Source organism: Brasilonema octagenarum UFV-OR1 (assembly GCF_963888615.1).
GTDB classification, from domain to species: domain Bacteria; phylum Cyanobacteriota; class Cyanobacteriia; order Cyanobacteriales; family Nostocaceae; genus Brasilonema; species Brasilonema sennae.
The window spans coordinates 17,201-35,040 of sequence record NZ_CAWPKW010000310.1 but is presented as its reverse complement, the minus strand read 5'-3'; the positions used below and the strand labels follow the sequence as shown (position 1 = coordinate 35,040).

12 protein-coding genes, 1 tRNA gene and 1 pseudogene are annotated in these 17,840 nt (G+C 41.8%); 7 read left to right on the top strand and 7 right to left on the bottom strand.

Annotation, left to right across the window (positions count from 1 at the left end; translation table 11 throughout):
* Positions 1–247 precede the first annotated feature (247 nt).
* The 3 genes from AC5590_RS27550 to AC5590_RS27540 form a co-directional block, all read right to left on the bottom strand.
* Positions 248–1,087, bottom strand: a complete 840-nt coding sequence (locus AC5590_RS27550; RefSeq protein ID WP_169266514.1) for an MOSC domain-containing protein — start codon at positions 1,085–1,087, stop codon at positions 248–250.
* Between the two features lie 52 nt (positions 1,088–1,139).
* Positions 1,140–1,688, bottom strand: coding sequence for a thermonuclease family protein (locus AC5590_RS27545; RefSeq protein WP_169266513.1), 549 nt, complete (start codon positions 1,686–1,688; stop codon positions 1,140–1,142).
* A 257-nt stretch (positions 1,689–1,945) separates the two neighbouring features.
* On the bottom strand, positions 1,946–4,654 hold the full coding sequence (locus AC5590_RS27540) for a DUF3536 domain-containing protein (protein ID WP_169266512.1): 2,709 nt from the start codon (positions 4,652–4,654) through the stop codon (positions 1,946–1,948).
* A 573-nt stretch (positions 4,655–5,227) separates the two neighbouring features.
* Between AC5590_RS27540 and cax the strand changes: the two genes are divergently transcribed.
* From cax to AC5590_RS27525, 3 genes are all read left to right on the top strand, one after another.
* Positions 5,228–6,319, top strand: coding sequence for a calcium/proton exchanger (gene cax / locus AC5590_RS27535; protein WP_169266511.1), 1,092 nt, complete (start codon positions 5,228–5,230; stop codon positions 6,317–6,319).
* 302 nt (positions 6,320–6,621) lie between these two features.
* Positions 6,622–6,945, top strand: a complete 324-nt coding sequence (locus AC5590_RS27530; RefSeq protein ID WP_169266510.1) for a peptidoglycan-binding domain-containing protein — start codon at positions 6,622–6,624, stop codon at positions 6,943–6,945.
* Between the two features lie 589 nt (positions 6,946–7,534).
* Positions 7,535–8,317 (top strand): peptidoglycan-binding domain-containing protein, encoded by a 783-nt coding sequence (locus tag AC5590_RS27525; RefSeq protein WP_318563869.1) that lies wholly within the window; start codon positions 7,535–7,537, stop codon positions 8,315–8,317.
* 57 nt (positions 8,318–8,374) lie between these two features.
* Here the strand turns inward: AC5590_RS27525 and AC5590_RS27520 are convergent, their stop codons facing one another.
* Both AC5590_RS27520 and AC5590_RS27515 read right to left on the bottom strand, forming a co-directional pair.
* Positions 8,375–10,795, bottom strand: coding sequence for a sucrose synthase (locus tag AC5590_RS27520; protein WP_169266517.1), 2,421 nt, complete (start codon positions 10,793–10,795; stop codon positions 8,375–8,377).
* Positions 10,796–11,533: 738 nt separating this feature from the next.
* A tRNA-His gene (locus tag AC5590_RS27515) sits at positions 11,534–11,606 on the bottom strand.
* A gap of 113 nt (positions 11,607–11,719) precedes the next feature.
* Between AC5590_RS27515 and AC5590_RS27510 the strand changes: the two genes are divergently transcribed.
* The 4 genes from AC5590_RS27510 (at position 11,720) to cobA (ending at position 14,727) form a co-directional block, all read left to right on the top strand.
* A complete protein-coding gene (locus AC5590_RS27510; RefSeq protein ID WP_169266509.1) occupies positions 11,720–12,100 on the top strand; it encodes a DUF4359 domain-containing protein in 381 nt (126 codons plus the stop codon).
* Positions 12,101–12,289: 189 nt separating this feature from the next.
* On the top strand, positions 12,290–12,976 hold the full coding sequence (locus tag AC5590_RS27505) for a manganese catalase family protein (RefSeq protein WP_169266508.1): 687 nt from the start codon (positions 12,290–12,292) through the stop codon (positions 12,974–12,976).
* 165 nt (positions 12,977–13,141) lie between these two features.
* Entirely contained in the window at positions 13,142–13,897 is a 756-nt protein-coding gene (locus AC5590_RS27500; protein WP_169266507.1) for a sirohydrochlorin chelatase, read from the top strand.
* On the top strand, positions 13,897–14,727 hold the full coding sequence (cobA, locus tag AC5590_RS27495; RefSeq protein ID WP_169266506.1) for a uroporphyrinogen-III C-methyltransferase: 831 nt from the start codon (positions 13,897–13,899) through the stop codon (positions 14,725–14,727). The genes AC5590_RS27500 and cobA overlap by 1 nt, the downstream gene beginning before the upstream one ends.
* A gap of 139 nt (positions 14,728–14,866) precedes the next feature.
* Here the strand turns inward: cobA and AC5590_RS27490 are convergent.
* Both AC5590_RS27490 and AC5590_RS27485 read right to left on the bottom strand, forming a co-directional pair.
* Positions 14,867–15,628 (bottom strand): annotated as a pseudogene (locus AC5590_RS27490) (Hpt domain-containing protein); the annotation flags it as partial.
* A 789-nt stretch (positions 15,629–16,417) separates the two neighbouring features.
* Positions 16,418–17,488 carry a response regulator gene (locus AC5590_RS27485; RefSeq protein WP_169266504.1) on the bottom strand — a complete coding sequence of 357 codons (1,071 nt, stop codon included), beginning with the start codon at positions 17,486–17,488 and terminating at the stop codon, positions 16,418–16,420.
* Positions 17,489–17,840: the final 352 nt, after the last annotated feature.

The window sequence follows — 17,840 nt, the reverse complement described above, 5'->3', positions numbered from 1 at the left end:
AATCTTTCCCTCTCCTTAATAAGGAGAGGGATGCCCGACAGGGCAGGGTGAGGTTGCCTCGTTCCCAGCTTCTAAGCTGGGAATGTATTTTGAGAGGCTCTGCCTCTGTCAAGCCCCCGGAGGCGGAGCCTCCCAGGATGGGTTCCCAGCCTCCAGGCTGGGAACCAGTCAATCTTTCCCTCTCCTTGCTAAGGAGAGGGATGCCCGATAGGGCAGGGTGAGGTTAAACGAGTGATTTGGATGTTGTTCAATCCGCTATCCTTACGTTGCTTTGGCTGACACTCAGAATTTTGACCTCATCTCCTTGATGTAGTATTTTTCCTGCTTCTGATGCAGGTATATTTGTATTGACGCTTAACTTGTAGAAATGATTGAAACGGGTTGACGTTGTCCAAGATGGTAGAGAATCCTTGCGCTTAGCCACAAACACCTTCTGAAAATGAGTTGTCACCTTTCCTGTTTGAGAATCTCGTGAGGGAACGACGCAACGCTGACAAGGATTAACTCCCTCAAACAAGACTTCTCCTATTTGAAAGTGAACGTACTTTCCTGCTTCAGTAAATAATTGATCTTCCCAAAACGCTGGAACTCCACCAATTTCTAGATTCGCTCGCATACGGAGTCGCATTTCATCAACACTCATATTAGGAAACCAGGAAGCGACTTCTTCAAGTGTGGCTGTACTAACCACGGTGGGTCCTTTAGCATTAAGATCATCTGGAAAACCAGTTATTGTGTTTTGCATGAACTTAACTGGAAAAGCAAAGTAATCACTTAACCAGGCTTCTAGAGAGGATTCACCCTGAGCGTAGTCGAAGGGTTGCTCATCATGAAGGTGAAAAATAGCTTTTTGGTGAGTTCCCTGAATGTGTAGGGAGAGTGTTTTTAAGTTAGGATCAAACGTTGATCGCAGCAAGTGAATCTTGGCATTGCGCTTTCCATTGACAAAATGACCTTGCTGATCAAATAAGGCAAACTCTCTGTCATGCTGAAGTGCGCCACTCTCAAGAATTCTTGCTAGATTGACATCAATCTTGTCGAGAGATTTAATTGGGTAAATAGAAATGGCTTCCAGGTAAGGTGACATAATAAAATTGCTTTCACGAGGCTTGTAAAACTCGCTACTCAAATTTTAAATGTTATTTGTATAAACTCCTGTATTCCCAAGGCTTGACAAATTTCGCATCACTCCAGACTCCTCGCCTACTATTTTGCGCCTGAACTTCAGCTTGTTCAACGATATTTCTGCTGGGACACTTGTTTAAATAAGGACGGTAAACAAGCGCTAATCCCTCTCGTACTAATACTTCTTGGATAAAAGTCCCATTGGGCAAACGAATTTCAGCCACTTTGCGTCCGTACCTGTCGCTATCGGTGATATTTAGTTTGACGCGATCGCCTCCTTGATTCACCAGTTGCTGCACTCGTTCTTGCGCCTTTGCTCCCCAATCAAATTGATTACGAAGAACAGAACTTTTACTTTGCTTTTCTTTCTTAGAGTGCGGGATTTCCGGTGCATCCACACATGCAAACCGCACATTGATTTTGTCCCCCTTGGCGTCTTTCACCGCGATAGTATCGCCATCACTGACTTTTTGCACTAAGTCACCAGAGGGAAAAATGCGATCACAGCTCATTAAACCAAAAATGAGGGTAGCTGCACAAAGCCAAATCAACGCCTGTTTCATTTGTTTGATAATATATTTTCTATCAAATCATATATCTTCTGTTGTATGACTGTTTTTCACTTTTTATAACTCTCAAAGTCTAAGTTCTTATAGTTCAAATAAAAGAGTTTGACTTGATTTCACTTTCTCATACCTCCCGCTGGAGGCTGGGGGTGTACACACAAGTCATCAATTACCCAAAATTCTGGGAAAACCTCACCCTGCCCTGTCGGGCATCCCTCTCCTTATCAAGGAGAGGGAAAAATTTTGGTGTCGTTTTAGCCCAACTGAGTTAACCAAGTACTCACTTCTACCCCTAATTTTTGCCCCAGCTTCAACAACTGACGGTACTGAACGCTATCCTGACTTTGAGCAGTTTTAGCCATAAAGCGTGGCACAATCTGACTGTGCAAACAACTGAAGTATAGTTCTTGAGAGCGCTCAAGAGAGATACCAAGATTTAACTGATTTGCCACATCAATTAATCGTTCTAGCCGTTGCAAATCTGCATCAAAAGTCCCGCTGGGATCGTGCAAGAATTGCCACAGAGAACGCAATATTAACTGCTCTAATATCTGCTTACCTTCGCGAATATTTAGATGACAATGCAGGTGCTTGGCTTCTGTGGCGATCGCCTCTAACTCGACGATGTGATTCCAACTTGATTGCGGTTCAGCAATGTCTTGATCAAGTGAGCGTAAAGTTATCAAAAATCGATATCCCAAAGCTATTTCTGCTGCTACCTGCAACTCTTGCGGTGCTTGGACTTCATCACGGTGGAATGCCATCAAAACACCGTAATTCTCACGATACTCTTGGGTATAAAGTTGGTCTAATCGTGACAAAGTTTCTTGACTCAACAGATGCATGAGTCGATGGCGTTCTTCTGCAAAAAGATTGCGCAAGCTGAAAGACTCTTCACCAAAGAACTGCGTCATCGCCAAGATTGTATGAGCTGCACTACCTTCTTGCAGCGCCCCAAACAGCTTTTCTTTTAACTCAGTGTAAGCCAATCGTCCCTCGAAGGGTTGAATGCAACAATGGAAATCCCAACCACCAAGATGCAGAACAGCAAAAACTAAATGTTCGCTTTCCCAGGTAATCTCTGAGACGAGGTACAAATTTCCCACAGCCAGAGTCAATGATCCCATCCGTTGCAATTGGTAATCGAGTTCGTTGGCGGTGTAGCAATAAACCCGCTTTTTATGTAGATGAGAATGCTTGCTCGAACCATTCTGCCCATTTTGTGAAGACGCTGTATGGGGCGTCTCTACAGGTTTGTGATTGGTAAAGAGTGAGGTTATGGCGTATTGGGCAGCAACTTGTTTAAAGCCGACTTGAGCCGTTAGCACCAACTGGCGATAAACTTCACCACCATGTTTGAACGAATCAACATTGCTGGGTGCTTGGTTTAGGTGTTTGAGGAAGCCTTTTTCCAACTGTACGCCAGAGACATCCCCTGCGAGTTCCAAAGCACGCGCTGCGTAACGCAGAATTTGCGTTCCTTCTGGTCGCGAAAGTTCTTCAAAAAACCACCCACAACTGGTGAACATCAGCAAAGCATGACGTTGCATTTCCAATAGGCGCAGGGCGTCTACTTGTTCACTGGCTGTGAGTTTACGAGTTTGGTGACGCAACAGGAACCGACTCACGTTTTCTGGAGAGCGATCGCCTATCACTTGGATATATTCATCTCGTGCCTGCCAGGGATCAATGAAAAAGTGTCTGCCATGCTCTTCATACACTGAAATCAGTTGATCCCGCAGCCAATTCAATGCATCTCGTAAGGGGCGACGCCATTTTTGGTGCCATGTACCGCCACCACCGCAACCACAATCATCTTGCCATCTATCAACGCCGTGAGCGCAACTCCATGCTGTGACTGACTTAATTTCCACTTCCCATGTGGGAGTATTTAAGCTGAGGTAGTGGGCAAAGTTGGTGACTGTCCAACCCCAATGGGGAAACTCTTTTTTAAAGGCGTAGGCTAATGTTTTTTCGGTTCCTGCCTTGTGATGTCCAAAGGTTTCCCCATCTGTGGCGACAGAAATTAACTGTGCAGGACGATGATCCCCACGCACAGCTGAACCGATGCGTCCAGCTAAATGATTGGAATTGAACAGAACCTCACTAAAGCCCATATCCCGCGAGATCGGACCATCGTAGAAGAAGATATCGATATAGGGGCGCGATTGAACAGATGAGTTATCTGATCCTGCCTCTACTTCTAATTCGTCAGTCTCTTTCAAAAAGCAACGATAGGGGCGTGTGGGATCAATCTGACTCCCACCAACTTCGTACCATTCAGGGTTGGGATTATCCTGGGTGGGCAAAAGACGACAACGTTGTGCTTGTGATGGTGCAAGCACAATAAAGCGAATCCCCTCATCAACTAAAGCTTTCAATGTGGGGTAGTCTACAGCAGTCTCTGCCAGCCACATTCCTTCGGGATCACGTCCAAAGCGGGAGCGGAAGTCTTCTTTGCCCCAGCGAATCTGGGTGTATTTATCACGCTCATTTGCCAGAGGCATGATGATGTGGTTATATACTTGCGCGATCGCATTGCCATGTCCGTTGAGGCGATAGCAACTTTTAGCGTCTGCTTCCAAAATTCGCTGATAAACCTCTACATCGTGGCGTTCTAGCCACGACATCAGCGTTGCTCCTATATTAAAGCTCAAATACTCATAATTATTTACGATCCCCACCACTTCGCCGCGCTCATTGAACACTCTGGCAAAGGCATTGGGGCGATAACATTCATGGTGAATTCGTTCGTTCCAATCATGGAAAGGCGCTGCACCAGATTGGCGTTCAATCGCGTCTAGATAAGGGTTTTCGCGTGGTGGTTGATAAAAATGGCCATGAACCGTGACGTAAACACCAGTAGCCTGTCTCAGGGGATCGGGCATTTGGGTGTTTTTGATATTTTCAGGTGGCGTCAAATTTGAACCAGCACTAGCTGGTAGTTCAGCAGCAGAAGTCATGAAATTATTCCAAAAAATAAACAGTCCTTGCAGTTGCTTTCTTTGATAATGCTGATAAACCTTCCTACAGCGGCATTTCAACAACAGTTAGTTTCAACAGCAACTATGATATCAAACCAAATTCCGAGGTAGTGGTGTTCGTGTTGGGGGTAATCTGCATTATCAAGCAGTCTTTTGCCCGATGCAATCAACCTATTGACATAAGCCATGTTAGCAGGCTTCGTCGTTGGTACTGTTAAAAATTTAATTGTCTTTTAATATATTAAACCCCATCCTTGGTGTAAAATCAGAAGTTTATTGGAAACTTTTGCAACGAAACATTTCAAATTGTACTTATATCGCAATCTTATTTTACAAATCTCTGTCGAGAAAGCAAATAGTTAAATTTGAGAACTCCTTAATTAGAGAACTGGGGGTATCCTAGAGTTTGATCAATGGGAGTGCTCGTCGGTGTTGTAGTGTAATATATTCAAAACTCAGAATTCTGTTGTACAGAAAACTCATTGCTCAGGACTGACGGAGGAGTTCTAAGCTTACACATCTGTTTCTAATACTTTCACATTAAAATGACAAATGTCAGGTAAAAACATTCTATTTTTGGTTTTGTTACTGTTTATTCCGGTTTCCATAGCGGCTCATTACTTAGAGTGGGGAGAGTTAACAGTTTTCATCACTGCTGGTTTAGCTATTTTGCCCTTAGCAGGTTGGATGGGGACAGCCACAGAAGAAGTTGCTGTCGTGGTTGGTCCAACAGTAGGGGGGTTGCTAAACGCCACCTTTGGTAACGCCACAGAATTAATTATTGCCTTAGTTGCCCTAAACGCCGGACTTGTGAATGTCGTCAAAGCCAGTATCACCGGATCAATCATCGGTAACTTACTGCTGGTGATGGGTCTTTCCATGTTTTTGGGTGGACTGCGCCATAAAGAACAGACGTTTCAGCCAGTTGTAGCGCGAGTCAACGCTTCTTCAATGAATTTGGCGGTGATTGCGATTCTACTGCCCACAGCGATGAAATTTAACTCTCAAGCAATACAGGAAAAAACCCTGCAAAATCTGTCCCTTGCCGTTGCTGTGGTACTCATTCTCGTTTATGCCCTAACTTTGTTATTCTCGATGAAAACCCACACTTATCTTTACGATGTGGGTATGGCAGAAACAACCGAAGATGAAACGCATCTCAAGAAACCAAATATTTGGTTGTGGACTGGGGTTTTATTAGTATGTACCCTCTTAGTTGCATTGGAATCAGAATTGCTAGTTGATTCTTTAGAAGTAGCTACATCAGAGTTAGGTTTGACAGCACTTTTTACAGGGGTAATCGTCGTACCCATTATTGGCAACGCTGCTGAACACGCAACAGCCGTGACAGTGGCAATGAAAGATAAGATGGATCTTTCTGTTTCTGTGGCGGTGGGATCAAGTATGCAGATTGCCCTGTTTGTTGCTCCCTTTTTAGTTTTAGCAGGGCGGGTACTTGGTCAACCGATGGATTTAAATTTTAATCTTTTTGAATTAGTAGCTGTGGTTGTAGCGGTGTTCATTGCTAATAGCATCAGTTCCGACGGTAAGTCAAATTGGTTAGAAGGTGTACTACTCTTAGCTGCGTATGCAGTGTTGGGGTTTGCTTTCTACTTCCTTCCGTTTGTTGATGGTATGGCTTGAGAATAGCTTAGCTACAATATTATAGATGATCCCCTGAGCCACCCTTAGTAGGATAGGTCAGGGGCTTCGCTCTTTTTTTCGCCACTTCCTCATATTTTTCAATTAAAATTAGCAAAAAAATGCGGAAACAAAGTTCCTGAATATGAATAATATCCATAGAACAATACTGAGTAACTCATGCCGACTGCGGTCCGAGGTGCCCACTACCCAGAAGCGAAAACCACTTCTTCTGAATGAGTGATTTCTTTGGCATTGTAGATACGGTTGAAACTTATGAAAAATAGTTTTATAAATTAATTTATATGGCAAATCAAGAACAACCATTAGCAAAGCCTGAGTCACAGCCTAAAGCACAACCTACATCTCATCACGTGATACAACCATTAGCACAATCTATCAAGATGAAAGCTGTCTCTAGTTCAGGTCTACCTACTCTACGGTTTGGTAACACAGGAAGCACTGTAAGAACCTTACAGCGACTTTTAATATCTAATGGCTACTTTGTTCAAATTGATGGAGTTTTTGGCGCGCTGACAGAAGTTGCTGTTAAAGCTTTCCAGAGTTCACGCGGTTTAAAAGCGGACGGAGTCGTTGGTGCAAGAACTTGGGCTGTATTGTCAGGTTAGTCAAAAATTGAGTCGATATGCTATATAATTATGGATTGTGAAACTTTTAAGCACTCATAATTCGTATTTTTTTGTAGTTAGTTTCTCTGGATTTGTGGAATAAAACTTTTAGATTTGATGAGTATTCTACATTTGATGTATTTTGTACATACCTTGACAAGTAAGCTGTAGCGCCTATAATTTGCATATTGCGATACGCGTAGCGTCAAGCCTGAGCGCAAAGCGCACGCTGCGCGTTGGCGTAGCCTGTCCGCAGGACTTACGGCTTATCGCCCATGAAGGCTCCTATGGCTACGCCACGCCTGAGCGCAGAGCGCACGCGGCTTGGGCGAACGGCGAACGGAGCATCGCAAGACTTTCATTTGTTCAAAGCAATACAAATGACAAATGACTTTTGACAAAGGACAACCTTCACAAGTCCGCAGTCCATTTTGAATGCATTACAACTTAACAGATACTGGTAAATCATATTTTGCTAATTCTTTTCAAAGAATTTATCAGATTTTTTTATTTTCCAGTACTGTCTATTCCGGAACACCAGCAATTTTCCCTGTGAAAGGAAACATGGGTGTTAGTAAAATGAAATACAATGACAGATATTGCCCTGCTGATGACGAGCGTGTTAACAACAGGACAACTGTCTCCGACCATTGCACCGGAACTGCGATTAGTTCAGCGAGACAATAACAAGGAGAAGTTAACACAAAGGCAGCTATCTCAGATAGTGTCAGCTGCTCAAATTACACCACCTGAATTTGTACAGCCTGATATGGCTGCTCAAGCTGCTACGTCGATCATAAGTATAGAAAACAAAAGTATACTTAATCTAGCAGAAATCAATATTGGTTATAAAGGCTCTCCTAATATAGCTAGAGCAAAGAATTTTCAGGTCGCAGCAAAGGACACAACAGAAGATATCATTATAAACACTCAATGCTTTCATCTATGTGCAGAGCCAGAAATACTTTTGCCCTTTGATGCTATCCCTCAATTCGTAGCAGAGTGGGAACACACTGTCCGAAATTTCAAAAAAAGTCCGCTCAAAGAAAGTCAGAAGATTATGCTTGCTTCTACTTATTTTTTCGGGTTACAAGTAGCTTCAGAATCTTCAGCTAAAACAGTTATTGGCCAAAGAAAGCAAATAGTTCCTCAAATAGATACTAGCCAATCTTTGCCAATTTTGCGTTTTAGTAGCTCGGGTGTTGCTGTAAAAGTCTTGCAACAGTTGTTATCGTCTAATGGTTATAGTATTCGATCTGATGGGGTTTTTGGTGCCTTGACAGAAGCTGCTGTTAAAGCTTTCCAAAACAAACGGAATTTAGGAGTGGATGGCATAGTTGGTCAAAGAACTTGGTATGAATTGACAAAATAGCCAAGAGTGATTTGTCATTTGTCTTTTCCAAAGGACAAATGACAAATCACTGAGACCTTAACGATGCTTATGCTGCTCTAATAATTGTTGCGCTCTTGGCTTGTAAATTAAATAGAACAAAGCCTCGATGTAGCGCAACAAATCCTCCCGATTCTCTTTGGAGATAAAGTTCCAAAAACCATAAATGCGTGCTAATGATAGCAACTTAGAAGTGTGAATTTTCCATGTATAAGTGCTATAAACTCGGTCAATGGCTTGTTTTGAAATTTGATTCCAATAATTGGGATTTTGTCCGCACTTCTGGACAAACTCAAGAAGTTTTTCGGCTGTTTCTTCTAAATTTGTTGGGTTGATATAAAAACCGTTTACCTTATCTTGGATGATTTCTAATGGCCCACCAAATTGCGTCGCAAAAGTTGGTAATCCCGAAATCATCGATTCTAAAATTGTCAAACCAAATGCTTCAAACAAAGCAGGTTGTACAAAGATTCCTTGGTGATCAGCAATGACCCGATAGATTTCGCCAGAGTCAGATTTGGTCAAACGCACACCCAACCAGCGAATTTTACCATAGAGATTGTACTGCTCTATGATTTGGTAAAGTTTAACAATCTCATCGCGTTCTTCGTTGTCGCCTGATTCTTCTACACGCAACTTACCCGCTACCAAAATCAGGTTACATTGTTCCTGCAACTGTTGATTCTGACCAAAGCATTCGGCTAAACCAGTGAGGTTCTTAATGCGGTCAAGACGCGCCATTGAGAAAAGCGGACGCTTGGTTGGATCATCAAGTCTACCAAAAATTTGAGAGTCGTCTTCCAGAGTGAAGAGCATTTCTTCTAATCTGAGGCGATCGCTCTCAACTCTGTCTTGCGTACGAGTATATGGGAAATAAGCATTCTCGTTCACTCCAGGCGGTACCACGTTAAACTTGGGACTAAACAGTTCAATCCCATTAACAACGTGGTACAGTTCCGGCATGGTGAAGCACTTGAGTGACTCGTACTGTCCTACACTATCCGGCGTGCCCACAATTTCTTGGTAAGTGCTGCTGATGATAAAGTTGGCAGCATTCATCGCCAATAAGTCAGCGCTGAATTGTAACGAAAAGTGATATTTCTCCTCCAAATCTTGCCAATACAAATTACTGAACAAGTATTTGGACTTTTCTAAGGCATGGGCAATGTTACATTGTGTGACACGCAGTCTGCGTGCCAGCAAAAACGCTACCAAATTCCCATCAGTATAGTTACCAACAATTAAATCTGGTTTACCCTGAAACTCTGCCAGCAGTTCTTTTTCGGAATCAATGGCAAAGGTTTCCAGATAGGGCCAAAATTCAAACCGCGAAATCCAGTTTTGTGTCATGTTGGGATTGAATTCCCGCAAAGGCACTCGCAAAATCCAGGCGTTCTCAGTATCGTGGACTTTTTCTAGGCGCTGGTTACAAAGGGTGCCATCACTGTTGGGGATAAGGCGGCTGAGAATAATCACCTTCGGCTTGACATTCAATCCTTCTAAACCAGCCAACATCACGTCTTCTTGCAGTTGCTTTTCCAAGTTCTTCGCTTGGTCGAGGACGTAAACCACTTGACCCCCAGTGTCGGGACGTCCCAAAACTCCCTCTTGCCCAAACCAACCGTGGGCAGAAACCAAGACGATTCTAAAAATCATCGGGATGCGAGAGATGAAAGCTTCCAAGGTCTGGGGATCGGGAGAGTCAATCAATTCATCCAGAATACTCAAGCTTTCCTGGACTCGCTGCGCAGTATGCCCCCAACCTGGTTCAAAGCCCATCACTTGCATCTCAAATCGGAATTCTTCGTAGGGTTCCTCACTGGGACGATCGCTGACGAAAGAGATGGCTTTTTTGACTTGATCAGACAGTTGCTGCTGTGACTGAATCCGCTGGTTGATAAGCAGTTGAACACCGTTGTATTGGTGTAGGCGCAAGAAGTTAAACAAGCCTTCTAGCCATTGCTTGGGGTCAGCAAACAGCTTACTGGATAGGTAGCGGTTGAGAAACTGCACCCCCTTACCAATATTTTTTGGATCGCGAATCACCGGGGTGTAATCGTAAAATGGACCAAAATCCAATTCCAAGAGGTCGCCTTCGTTGGGATTATGTCGGTTTACTAGGCGATCGCGCAAATCCAACAGTTCCTGAACCGTCATCGGCTGTACACTCAAGTCGCCTGTCAGTCGGTAAACCTCTTGACTAGCAATCTTTGGTCGTATGATGAAGCACAGACTTGATTCCTCTTGAATGATTTCTTGAGTGTAGTAAACAAGTTTTGCTAAATGAGAAGCAGTGTAAAATTGCTCAGGTTTTTCGTACTTAGAGCAATATTCACCATATAAATTGAGTATGTCGTTCCGCAGCAAGTATTTTTTTTCTTGCTGACGTAACTCACTGATCAGGGAACGCAAATCACTTTTTTCTTCACTATTTAAAACAGCTTGAAGTAATTCTGACATAGCAACTTGTGAGATAATTGTAGGTTTTGGATTCAGCATTTGACTGAGCAATAGCTAATAGTCAACTGCCCATGGGTAATCGTATAAACAAGTACTACACCTTGGCAATTAGCAATTATTACTACTCTGAGTATCTTTAAACCTCTCTACCTTTTTACGCTAATCTTATATATGAGTATTTTGCACTCTAACTAAAGGCGTACTCTTTCGTTGTTTTTGTCTTCAACAAAACGGAAAATATCAAGTGATTATCCAAAACGTGTAATTATAAATACTAAGCATTTTTATTGAAAAACCCGATTTCATTTAAAGAATAAACTCTTACCTACTGCCATATAACTTTCGCTTAGATTGCCAGGGTAAATATCTTTGGAAGTACTAATAAAACTTCCTTTCGTCCTATCCTGTTTTAGCGTGATGATTACTGAAATAACTGAAACAAAAGTTTCTCTTTTTATTTTATAGTTAGCGAAGAATAGAAATTGAATTCAAGGAACATTAAGTCATTTATTATACAAATGAAAGATGTCTTCAAATATTTCTAATTTCAGCATATTCTTTAAAGCAAGGTCAATTTTTCTGGCTGAGCATCCGTAACACGCAAACAGCCTTTTGTTCGAGAATAAAGATAAAAAATTACTCAAAAAACCTTGTTAACAAAATCCCCCAAACTTGAGTTGGGGGATTTCACTTTGATTGCTGAGTCAGTTGCCTGTGAACAACTAACAATTACCTCAGGGCGAACGATGGGAGTCGAACCCACCAGTGGAGGTACCACAAACCTCTGCCTTAACCGCTTGGCTACGCTCGCCATTATTATCCATAATATAACACTAGCTGCTGAATAGATCAAGTGCTTTTGCCAAAGGAACGGACTTCAATAATCTGGAGTCTAATATCTATGGCAAATAGCAGTTGAGACAAATGAGAGCTATCACTATTATTACATGCCTGGGAGTCGTCGGAGTAGCAGTCTTGGGTATGGCAATGGCGAATACAAATCCTAGTCAGACCAAATATGAAGAGTATGCAGTACAAACCCTGAGCGAGTATTTGAAAAGCAATGTCTGTAAGAAAAGCCCAAATATATTAGAAAATGTAATACGAATGAACTGCGATAAACTGCTAGAAGCAGCAAACCCGCGTATGAGGGAAATTATCTCCATTAGTACTGAAAAACAAGATTTTCTCATTTTTAGTGTTTACCGTACAGATTTTAAACTTAATAATTGGGTACCTTCTTATAAATTTGAAACGGTGGGAGCTTTTGAAAATTTCTACACATACAACGCTCAAAAGCAGTAACTTAGCCAAAAATAATAACAACTTTGGATAGAGCTACTTAGATAGCAAGTCTTCCCCAGGATCAAGGTTTCAGCAAGCTGCCACCGTTAACATTTTGTAAAGAGAGTAGGAATTTTTCCGATTTCAAGAGTCTGATTCAAGATACTCCGAAGAAATTGGCATAAATACCTAAAATAAAGGAGAACTATTGTGTTTTTTCATAAAAAAGAAACAATTCGACCTGTTAACATTGCTGATCCAAATCCACGTTTTGCTCAGCTGCTTCTAGAACAGTTTGGTGGCGCAACAGGTGAATTAACAGCGGCTTTGCAATACTGGACGCAATCCTTACATTGCGAACATGCCGGAATTAAGGATATGTTGCAAGATATTGCTCTCGAAGAGTTTAGCCACTTAGAAATGATTGGTAAGCTCATCGACTCTCATACCAAAAATGTTGACCAAACTGAAGCTTACAAAAGTACCTTGTTTGCTGTGCGGGGTGTAGGACCTCACTTGCTAGATAGTCAAGGTCAAGCTTGGTCAGCAGCTTATATTAATGAAGGTGGTGACGTAGTGCGCGATTTGCGGGCAGACATTGCTGCTGAAGCTGGCGCACGTCAAACTTACGAGTCATTGATTAAGCTAGCTCCTGATGATGGAACCAAAGAGGCACTTGTGCATCTTCTGACTCGGGAAATTTCTCATACTCAAATGTTCATGAAGGCGTTGGACTCTTTGGGTAAGTTAACTGACCCATTCTTTGGTAATATCCAACCTGATAGCACTGTAGACATTTACTACAACTTGTCTACTAATGGTAAGGATGAGCGCGGTCCTTGGAACGAGGAACCTACTTTCCGTTACATTGCTGACCCCGTTGCAGACGAAAAGTAAGCTGAGAAATAAGCCGCTATCTAATAATATTCTCAATTAATCCCTACAGCAGCCAGGAACTAACAGTTTCTGGCAATACTTATTTTCTATCTATTGCCATATAGTGACTTAATTCAACCTACGCTATATTTAATCAATCGAAACATTTAAGTAACGTCCTTGGTAATGGCATCTGCACATTTGCTGGTATCTCACGGAAGTCACGATCCGCGTCCGGAAATTGCTATCCAACATCTGGTAGAACTGTTATGTCATAAGATACAAAGCGATTTACTCGTTACAACAACTGGAGGTATAACTTCTCAGTTGAAATGTCAAACCTTGGTCGGTACAGCGTACTTGGAATTAAATCCTGAACCCCTGCATAAGCAAATCATAAAATTTGCTAAGAATGCTTTAGATTCTGGATGTGATAGTCTCAAAATCCAACCACTATTTCTGTTGCCAGGAGTTCATGTGATGGAAGATATTCCAGCCCAAGTCGCACTGGCACAGCAGGCTATCGGTCAGAATATTAAGATATTTTTACAACCATACTTAGGCTCTCACCCTGGTTTAGAGTGCTTACTAGCCAAGCAGTTGATTGCTACAAAAGCAGAAGCAAAAATTCTTTTGGCTCATGGTAGTCGTCGCCTTGAAGGTAATGTTCCAGTGGAAGCAATGGCGGCGAAGATAGGAGCAGTAGCTGCATACTTGGGTGTGTCTCCTAGCTTGGAAGCACGGGTACAAGAGTTAGTGGGTACTGGCTATAAGAATTTAGCGATAATACCATACTTTCTATTTCCAGGTGGAATGACGGACACTGTTGCTCAAAAGCAACAAGAGTTAAAATTACAGTTTCCTGAAGTGAACTTTCAACTGACTGAGCCTTTGGGAGCAAGTAAAGAATTAGTGGAATTGATTTGGGATTTGTTAAAATAATGAACCGCGAAGACACGTTCGGCGCAAGCCCTCTCCAAAAGAAGGACGCGTTCGGCAGAAGCCGTCTCGAAGAGAACCAACAGCAAAAGAAGTATTTGGGTAAGGTGTACCTAGTAGGCGCGGGACCGGGAGATCCGGGGTTGATGACTCTCAAAGGCAAGAGTTTGTTAGAGTGTGCGGATGTAGTGATTTATGATGCCTTGGTCAGTCCAGCAATTTTGGCGATGATTAATCCTCAAGCCCAGAAGATTGATGCTGGCAAGCGACGGGGACGTCATTCAATTTTACAGGAAGAAACAACGCACTTGCTCATTGCTAAGGCACAGGATAATGCCATTGTTGTGCGACTTAAGGGGGGTGACCCGTTTATATTTGGTCGTGGTGGCGAAGAGATGGAAGAATTGGTAGAAGCTGGAATTCCTGTGGAAGTTGTGCCTGGTGTGACATCGGGAATTGCTGCTCCAGCTTATGCAGGTATAGCTTTGACGCATCGGTTATATAGTTCTTCTGTAACTTTTGTGACAGGACATGAGGCAGCAGGTAAGTACCGACCCGCCGTAAATTGGAATGCGATCGCCCACGGTTCAGAAACAATCGTAATATACATGGGTATCCACAATTTGTCTCACATCGTCGAACAGTTAACCGAAGCCGGGTTGAATTCAGAAACGCCTATTGCTCTGGTACGGTGGGGTACGCGACCGGATCAAGAAGAATTAGTTGGTCAGCTGGGAACAATTGTAGAGCAAGTTGAGGCATCTGGGTTTGAAGCCCCAGCAATTGTTGTCATTGGTTCAGTAGTCAAGATGCACGCTAGATTTCGCAATTGATCATGAGTCAACCCCCTTGGGGTGATTCAAAGTATAGTTTACGGGCATACTTTGATAAGTAAACCGAGTATCAACACTCTCAAGTGATTTGTTGAAATGCAACTTGATAGAAATTACAACTTCTTTGGGTATTATGGGTAATTTGTGTTGGTAAACTATCAATTTGATTTGTTAGTATTAAAGTCTGTGACTGTCGCCATGCTTGCAAGGCTGAGCGTGCAATTTCTTCAACTTTTTCTGCTGCTTCTAATTTCTCGGTTATGGACTTACAAAGCTGAGTAAAAGCTTGTAGCTGGAGCATTTCGCCCAAGCCACCCAACTCTATTGCCATGAGATTAGCTTCGTGTCGCAAAACAGATTGTTCACTATTTAAAATTAATGATTCTAGGCGTTGCAAACAGTCTTCTACTTCCGTTTGAAACAGTAAGCGAATTATGTCTTGTAACGCACTCTCTGGTGATAGAACTGTTATCGTATCCTCAGAAATCAAACAGCCCAAACGATCTTGTAACTCTTCAAAAACTGGATAACAAAAGGTTGCTAACCATTGTTCATCGATGGTATAACCTTCTGAATGTAGTTTTACTATTTGGCGTAACCAATCTACTCCAGCTAAAAGTAGGCTTTGCAAATCAGCGTCAAGTTCTAAAGGGTCTTTCTGAGTTGTCAAAACTTTAAAGTAATCTTCTAATCGGTGAGCTAAAGCACTTAAAGTCCGAAATCCCATTATGCCTGCACCACCTTTTATGGAATGAGCAGCTCTGACTCCAGCATTTATTTTTGATAGAGCAATTTCACGATTAAATTTGACTTCTAATAATACAGTTTCTAGGGTATTGAGAGAGTCAGTTACTTCCTCGAAAAACTGCAACTGGGTTTGTAATTCTTTGTCTCGTAACATAATCTTTATTCGTCAAGAGTCTTTATTGAAACCAGTGCTGCGGTCCTTGCTTCCCGACAACCAGGCGACTGGCGTTCGCGTAAGCGCACAGCGCACGCTAAGAGCGAATGCGTAGCGTGTCCCCTTGGGACGAGCGCGTCTCCGTAAGCCCAAAGCGCACGCAATCATGCGTTAGCCGTAAGGCGTGGCAGAGCGCCATAGGGTTATTGTCATTAGTCATCTCCAATTGCCAAAGAAAACATGACTAATTATTGTCGCTATTTAGCAAGTTTCCTGGGTACTGTTAATAATCTAATCAAATGAGATAATTTATAATAGCAAATTATATATTCTGTCAATCGTTGAAGAATATAAAATCGCTTTCACATCCTTAGAACTGTAAAGAGGAGATACTTTACTTGTGATGACCCTGATATATATTGAAGCTAATATAAAAAACAAAACTGCTCATTATGAGCATTCCTACAAAAGTGATTGTCAAGTTTTGTTTTTATTATAAGAACCGATGGGTGAAAGTAAACATTAAGATATTGTAGGTTAAAGCCAGTCCGCTCTTAGGGGGGGTTCTCCCCGTTGTAGACGCCTTTGTTAGGAACTGATGTTTTCCCTTTGCTGTCGAAGACGCTGCTTTGTTGGCCTAGCCTGCGCTTTGCGCATACGTGGTAATAATCCGCTATAGAACACTGGTACAGACAGGTGCGGCTATACGAGACTTGTTCTTAAGCGTGCTGACTAATGTTCAAGCGGAGTCACCCAAATTTGGTATGAATTGTATTGCTCACTTATAAATTATTCAATGTGTTGAGAGATAACTTTCAGCAAATCTACTTGTGTAAAAGGCTTGATTAGATAGCCTGTTGCTCTAACCATCTTTGCTTTTGCTCTGTCTATCAATCCTGCTCTACCCGTAACCATAATCACTGGAGTGTTCTGAAAGTATGAATGTTTTCGTAACAGGGTACACAGTTCATAACCATCTAAGTTTGGCATTTCGATATCTAGTAAAATGAGGTCAGGTTTAATACGGATAATTTGCATTAAAGCTTTTAAAGAGTCATCTATTCCAATCACAGAAAATATTTGATTATCTAAGAAATTCGTGATGACGTTGATGATCATAGGACTATCATCAACGCAGACTACTGTATAAGTCTTTTTGTTAAATGGTTTTTGGAAGTTCTGTTGGTGTTGACCATCGTTATTATTAAAATCTACTGTTTGAATGTTGGTAAAATTTGTAAATTTTTGTTCTATTTTTGCTTTTGACTGCTTTATTTTTGATGAAAAAGATTGGAATCGGCGTTGTATCCGGCGTGATGTAGTATTTTCCTCTTCTTGTGTTCTATTTTGACAATGTTCGACTATTAAGCGTAAATCAAGATGGCAGAACTTTGGCATATCATCTAGGACACTTTCCGAAGCAAATTCATAACTCCCCTCTTTTATATTCAGAAATTGTTCAATAATTTCTATCGCCAATTGCTCTATTAAGATTCCTGCTTGAGCAGGAGTCATATACTTTTGATTCACGAGCCAGCAAATAGCTAAATAATCTGGATTTTGTATTGCTTGATTGTCAAGTCCAGTTTCAAATAGCGTCTGCAACTGTTTATCAATTCCACTATTGAGAGTAGGAATTTCCTCACTTAAACGGTGTAAATGCCTGTAAATGACATCAAACATTTTATCTGTATAACAGGCATAAATCAGTTTACCTTCATCTAAATAGATTGACCAAGAAGCGGATGGGCTAAACACTTGCCAACAACCACTCAGAGGTTTACTGGTCATTTTTCCTAGTAGAGATAGTGGCTGTAATGCCTGAAAAAATCTGTATCTACCAATAGGAAGAGTCGTCATATTCATAAAGAAAGATTTTTGATTTAAAGAACAACAACGATATGAAGATAGGTACTCGTGGCTAGAGACTAGAAGAATGATGCTATTAGTAACTAGCAACTTAGATCTGTATTGACTCTATATTATTGCCACAAACTTGTACTTTGTCTTGTTGAAAAGTTGGTGAAGCATGACTTACACCTGTTTAGACAAAGCAATAACAGATGTGAGATTACAGTACTCAATCCCTGAAAACAAAGATCCCTCACCAAAAGCAGAGCAATGCTTGGAAAAGCCTAGTTCCTGGTTCGGTAGCTGTGCGGATTTAAGGTTTTACTTAGTTTTACTGCTCCTTAATGGAAAATCGGGAGAA

Coding starts and splice junctions, on each gene's coding strand:
- AC5590_RS27545 (WP_169266513.1), bottom strand. CDS start 1,688: ATGAAACAGGCGTTGATTTGGCTTTGTGCAGCTACCCTCATTTTTGGT.
- AC5590_RS27510 (WP_169266509.1), top strand. CDS start 11,720: ATGAGAGCTATCACTATTATTACATGCCTGGGAGTCGTCGGAGTAGCA.
- cobA (WP_169266506.1), top strand. CDS start 13,897: ATGAACCGCGAAGACACGTTCGGCGCAAGCCCTCTCCAAAAGAAGGAC.
- AC5590_RS27485 (WP_169266504.1), bottom strand. CDS start 17,488: ATGACGACTCTTCCTATTGGTAGATACAGATTTTTTCAGGCATTACAG.
- AC5590_RS27530 (WP_169266510.1), top strand. CDS start 6,622: ATGGCAAATCAAGAACAACCATTAGCAAAGCCTGAGTCACAGCCTAAA.
- AC5590_RS27550 (WP_169266514.1), bottom strand. CDS start 1,087: ATGTCACCTTACCTGGAAGCCATTTCTATTTACCCAATTAAATCTCTC.
- AC5590_RS27500 (WP_169266507.1), top strand. CDS start 13,142: ATGGCATCTGCACATTTGCTGGTATCTCACGGAAGTCACGATCCGCGT.
- cax (WP_169266511.1), top strand. CDS start 5,228: ATGTCAGGTAAAAACATTCTATTTTTGGTTTTGTTACTGTTTATTCCG.
- AC5590_RS27540 (WP_169266512.1), bottom strand. CDS start 4,654: ATGACTTCTGCTGCTGAACTACCAGCTAGTGCTGGTTCAAATTTGACG.
- AC5590_RS27520 (WP_169266517.1), bottom strand. CDS start 10,795: ATGTCAGAATTACTTCAAGCTGTTTTAAATAGTGAAGAAAAAAGTGAT.
- AC5590_RS27525 (WP_318563869.1), top strand. CDS start 7,535: ATGACAGATATTGCCCTGCTGATGACGAGCGTGTTAACAACAGGACAA.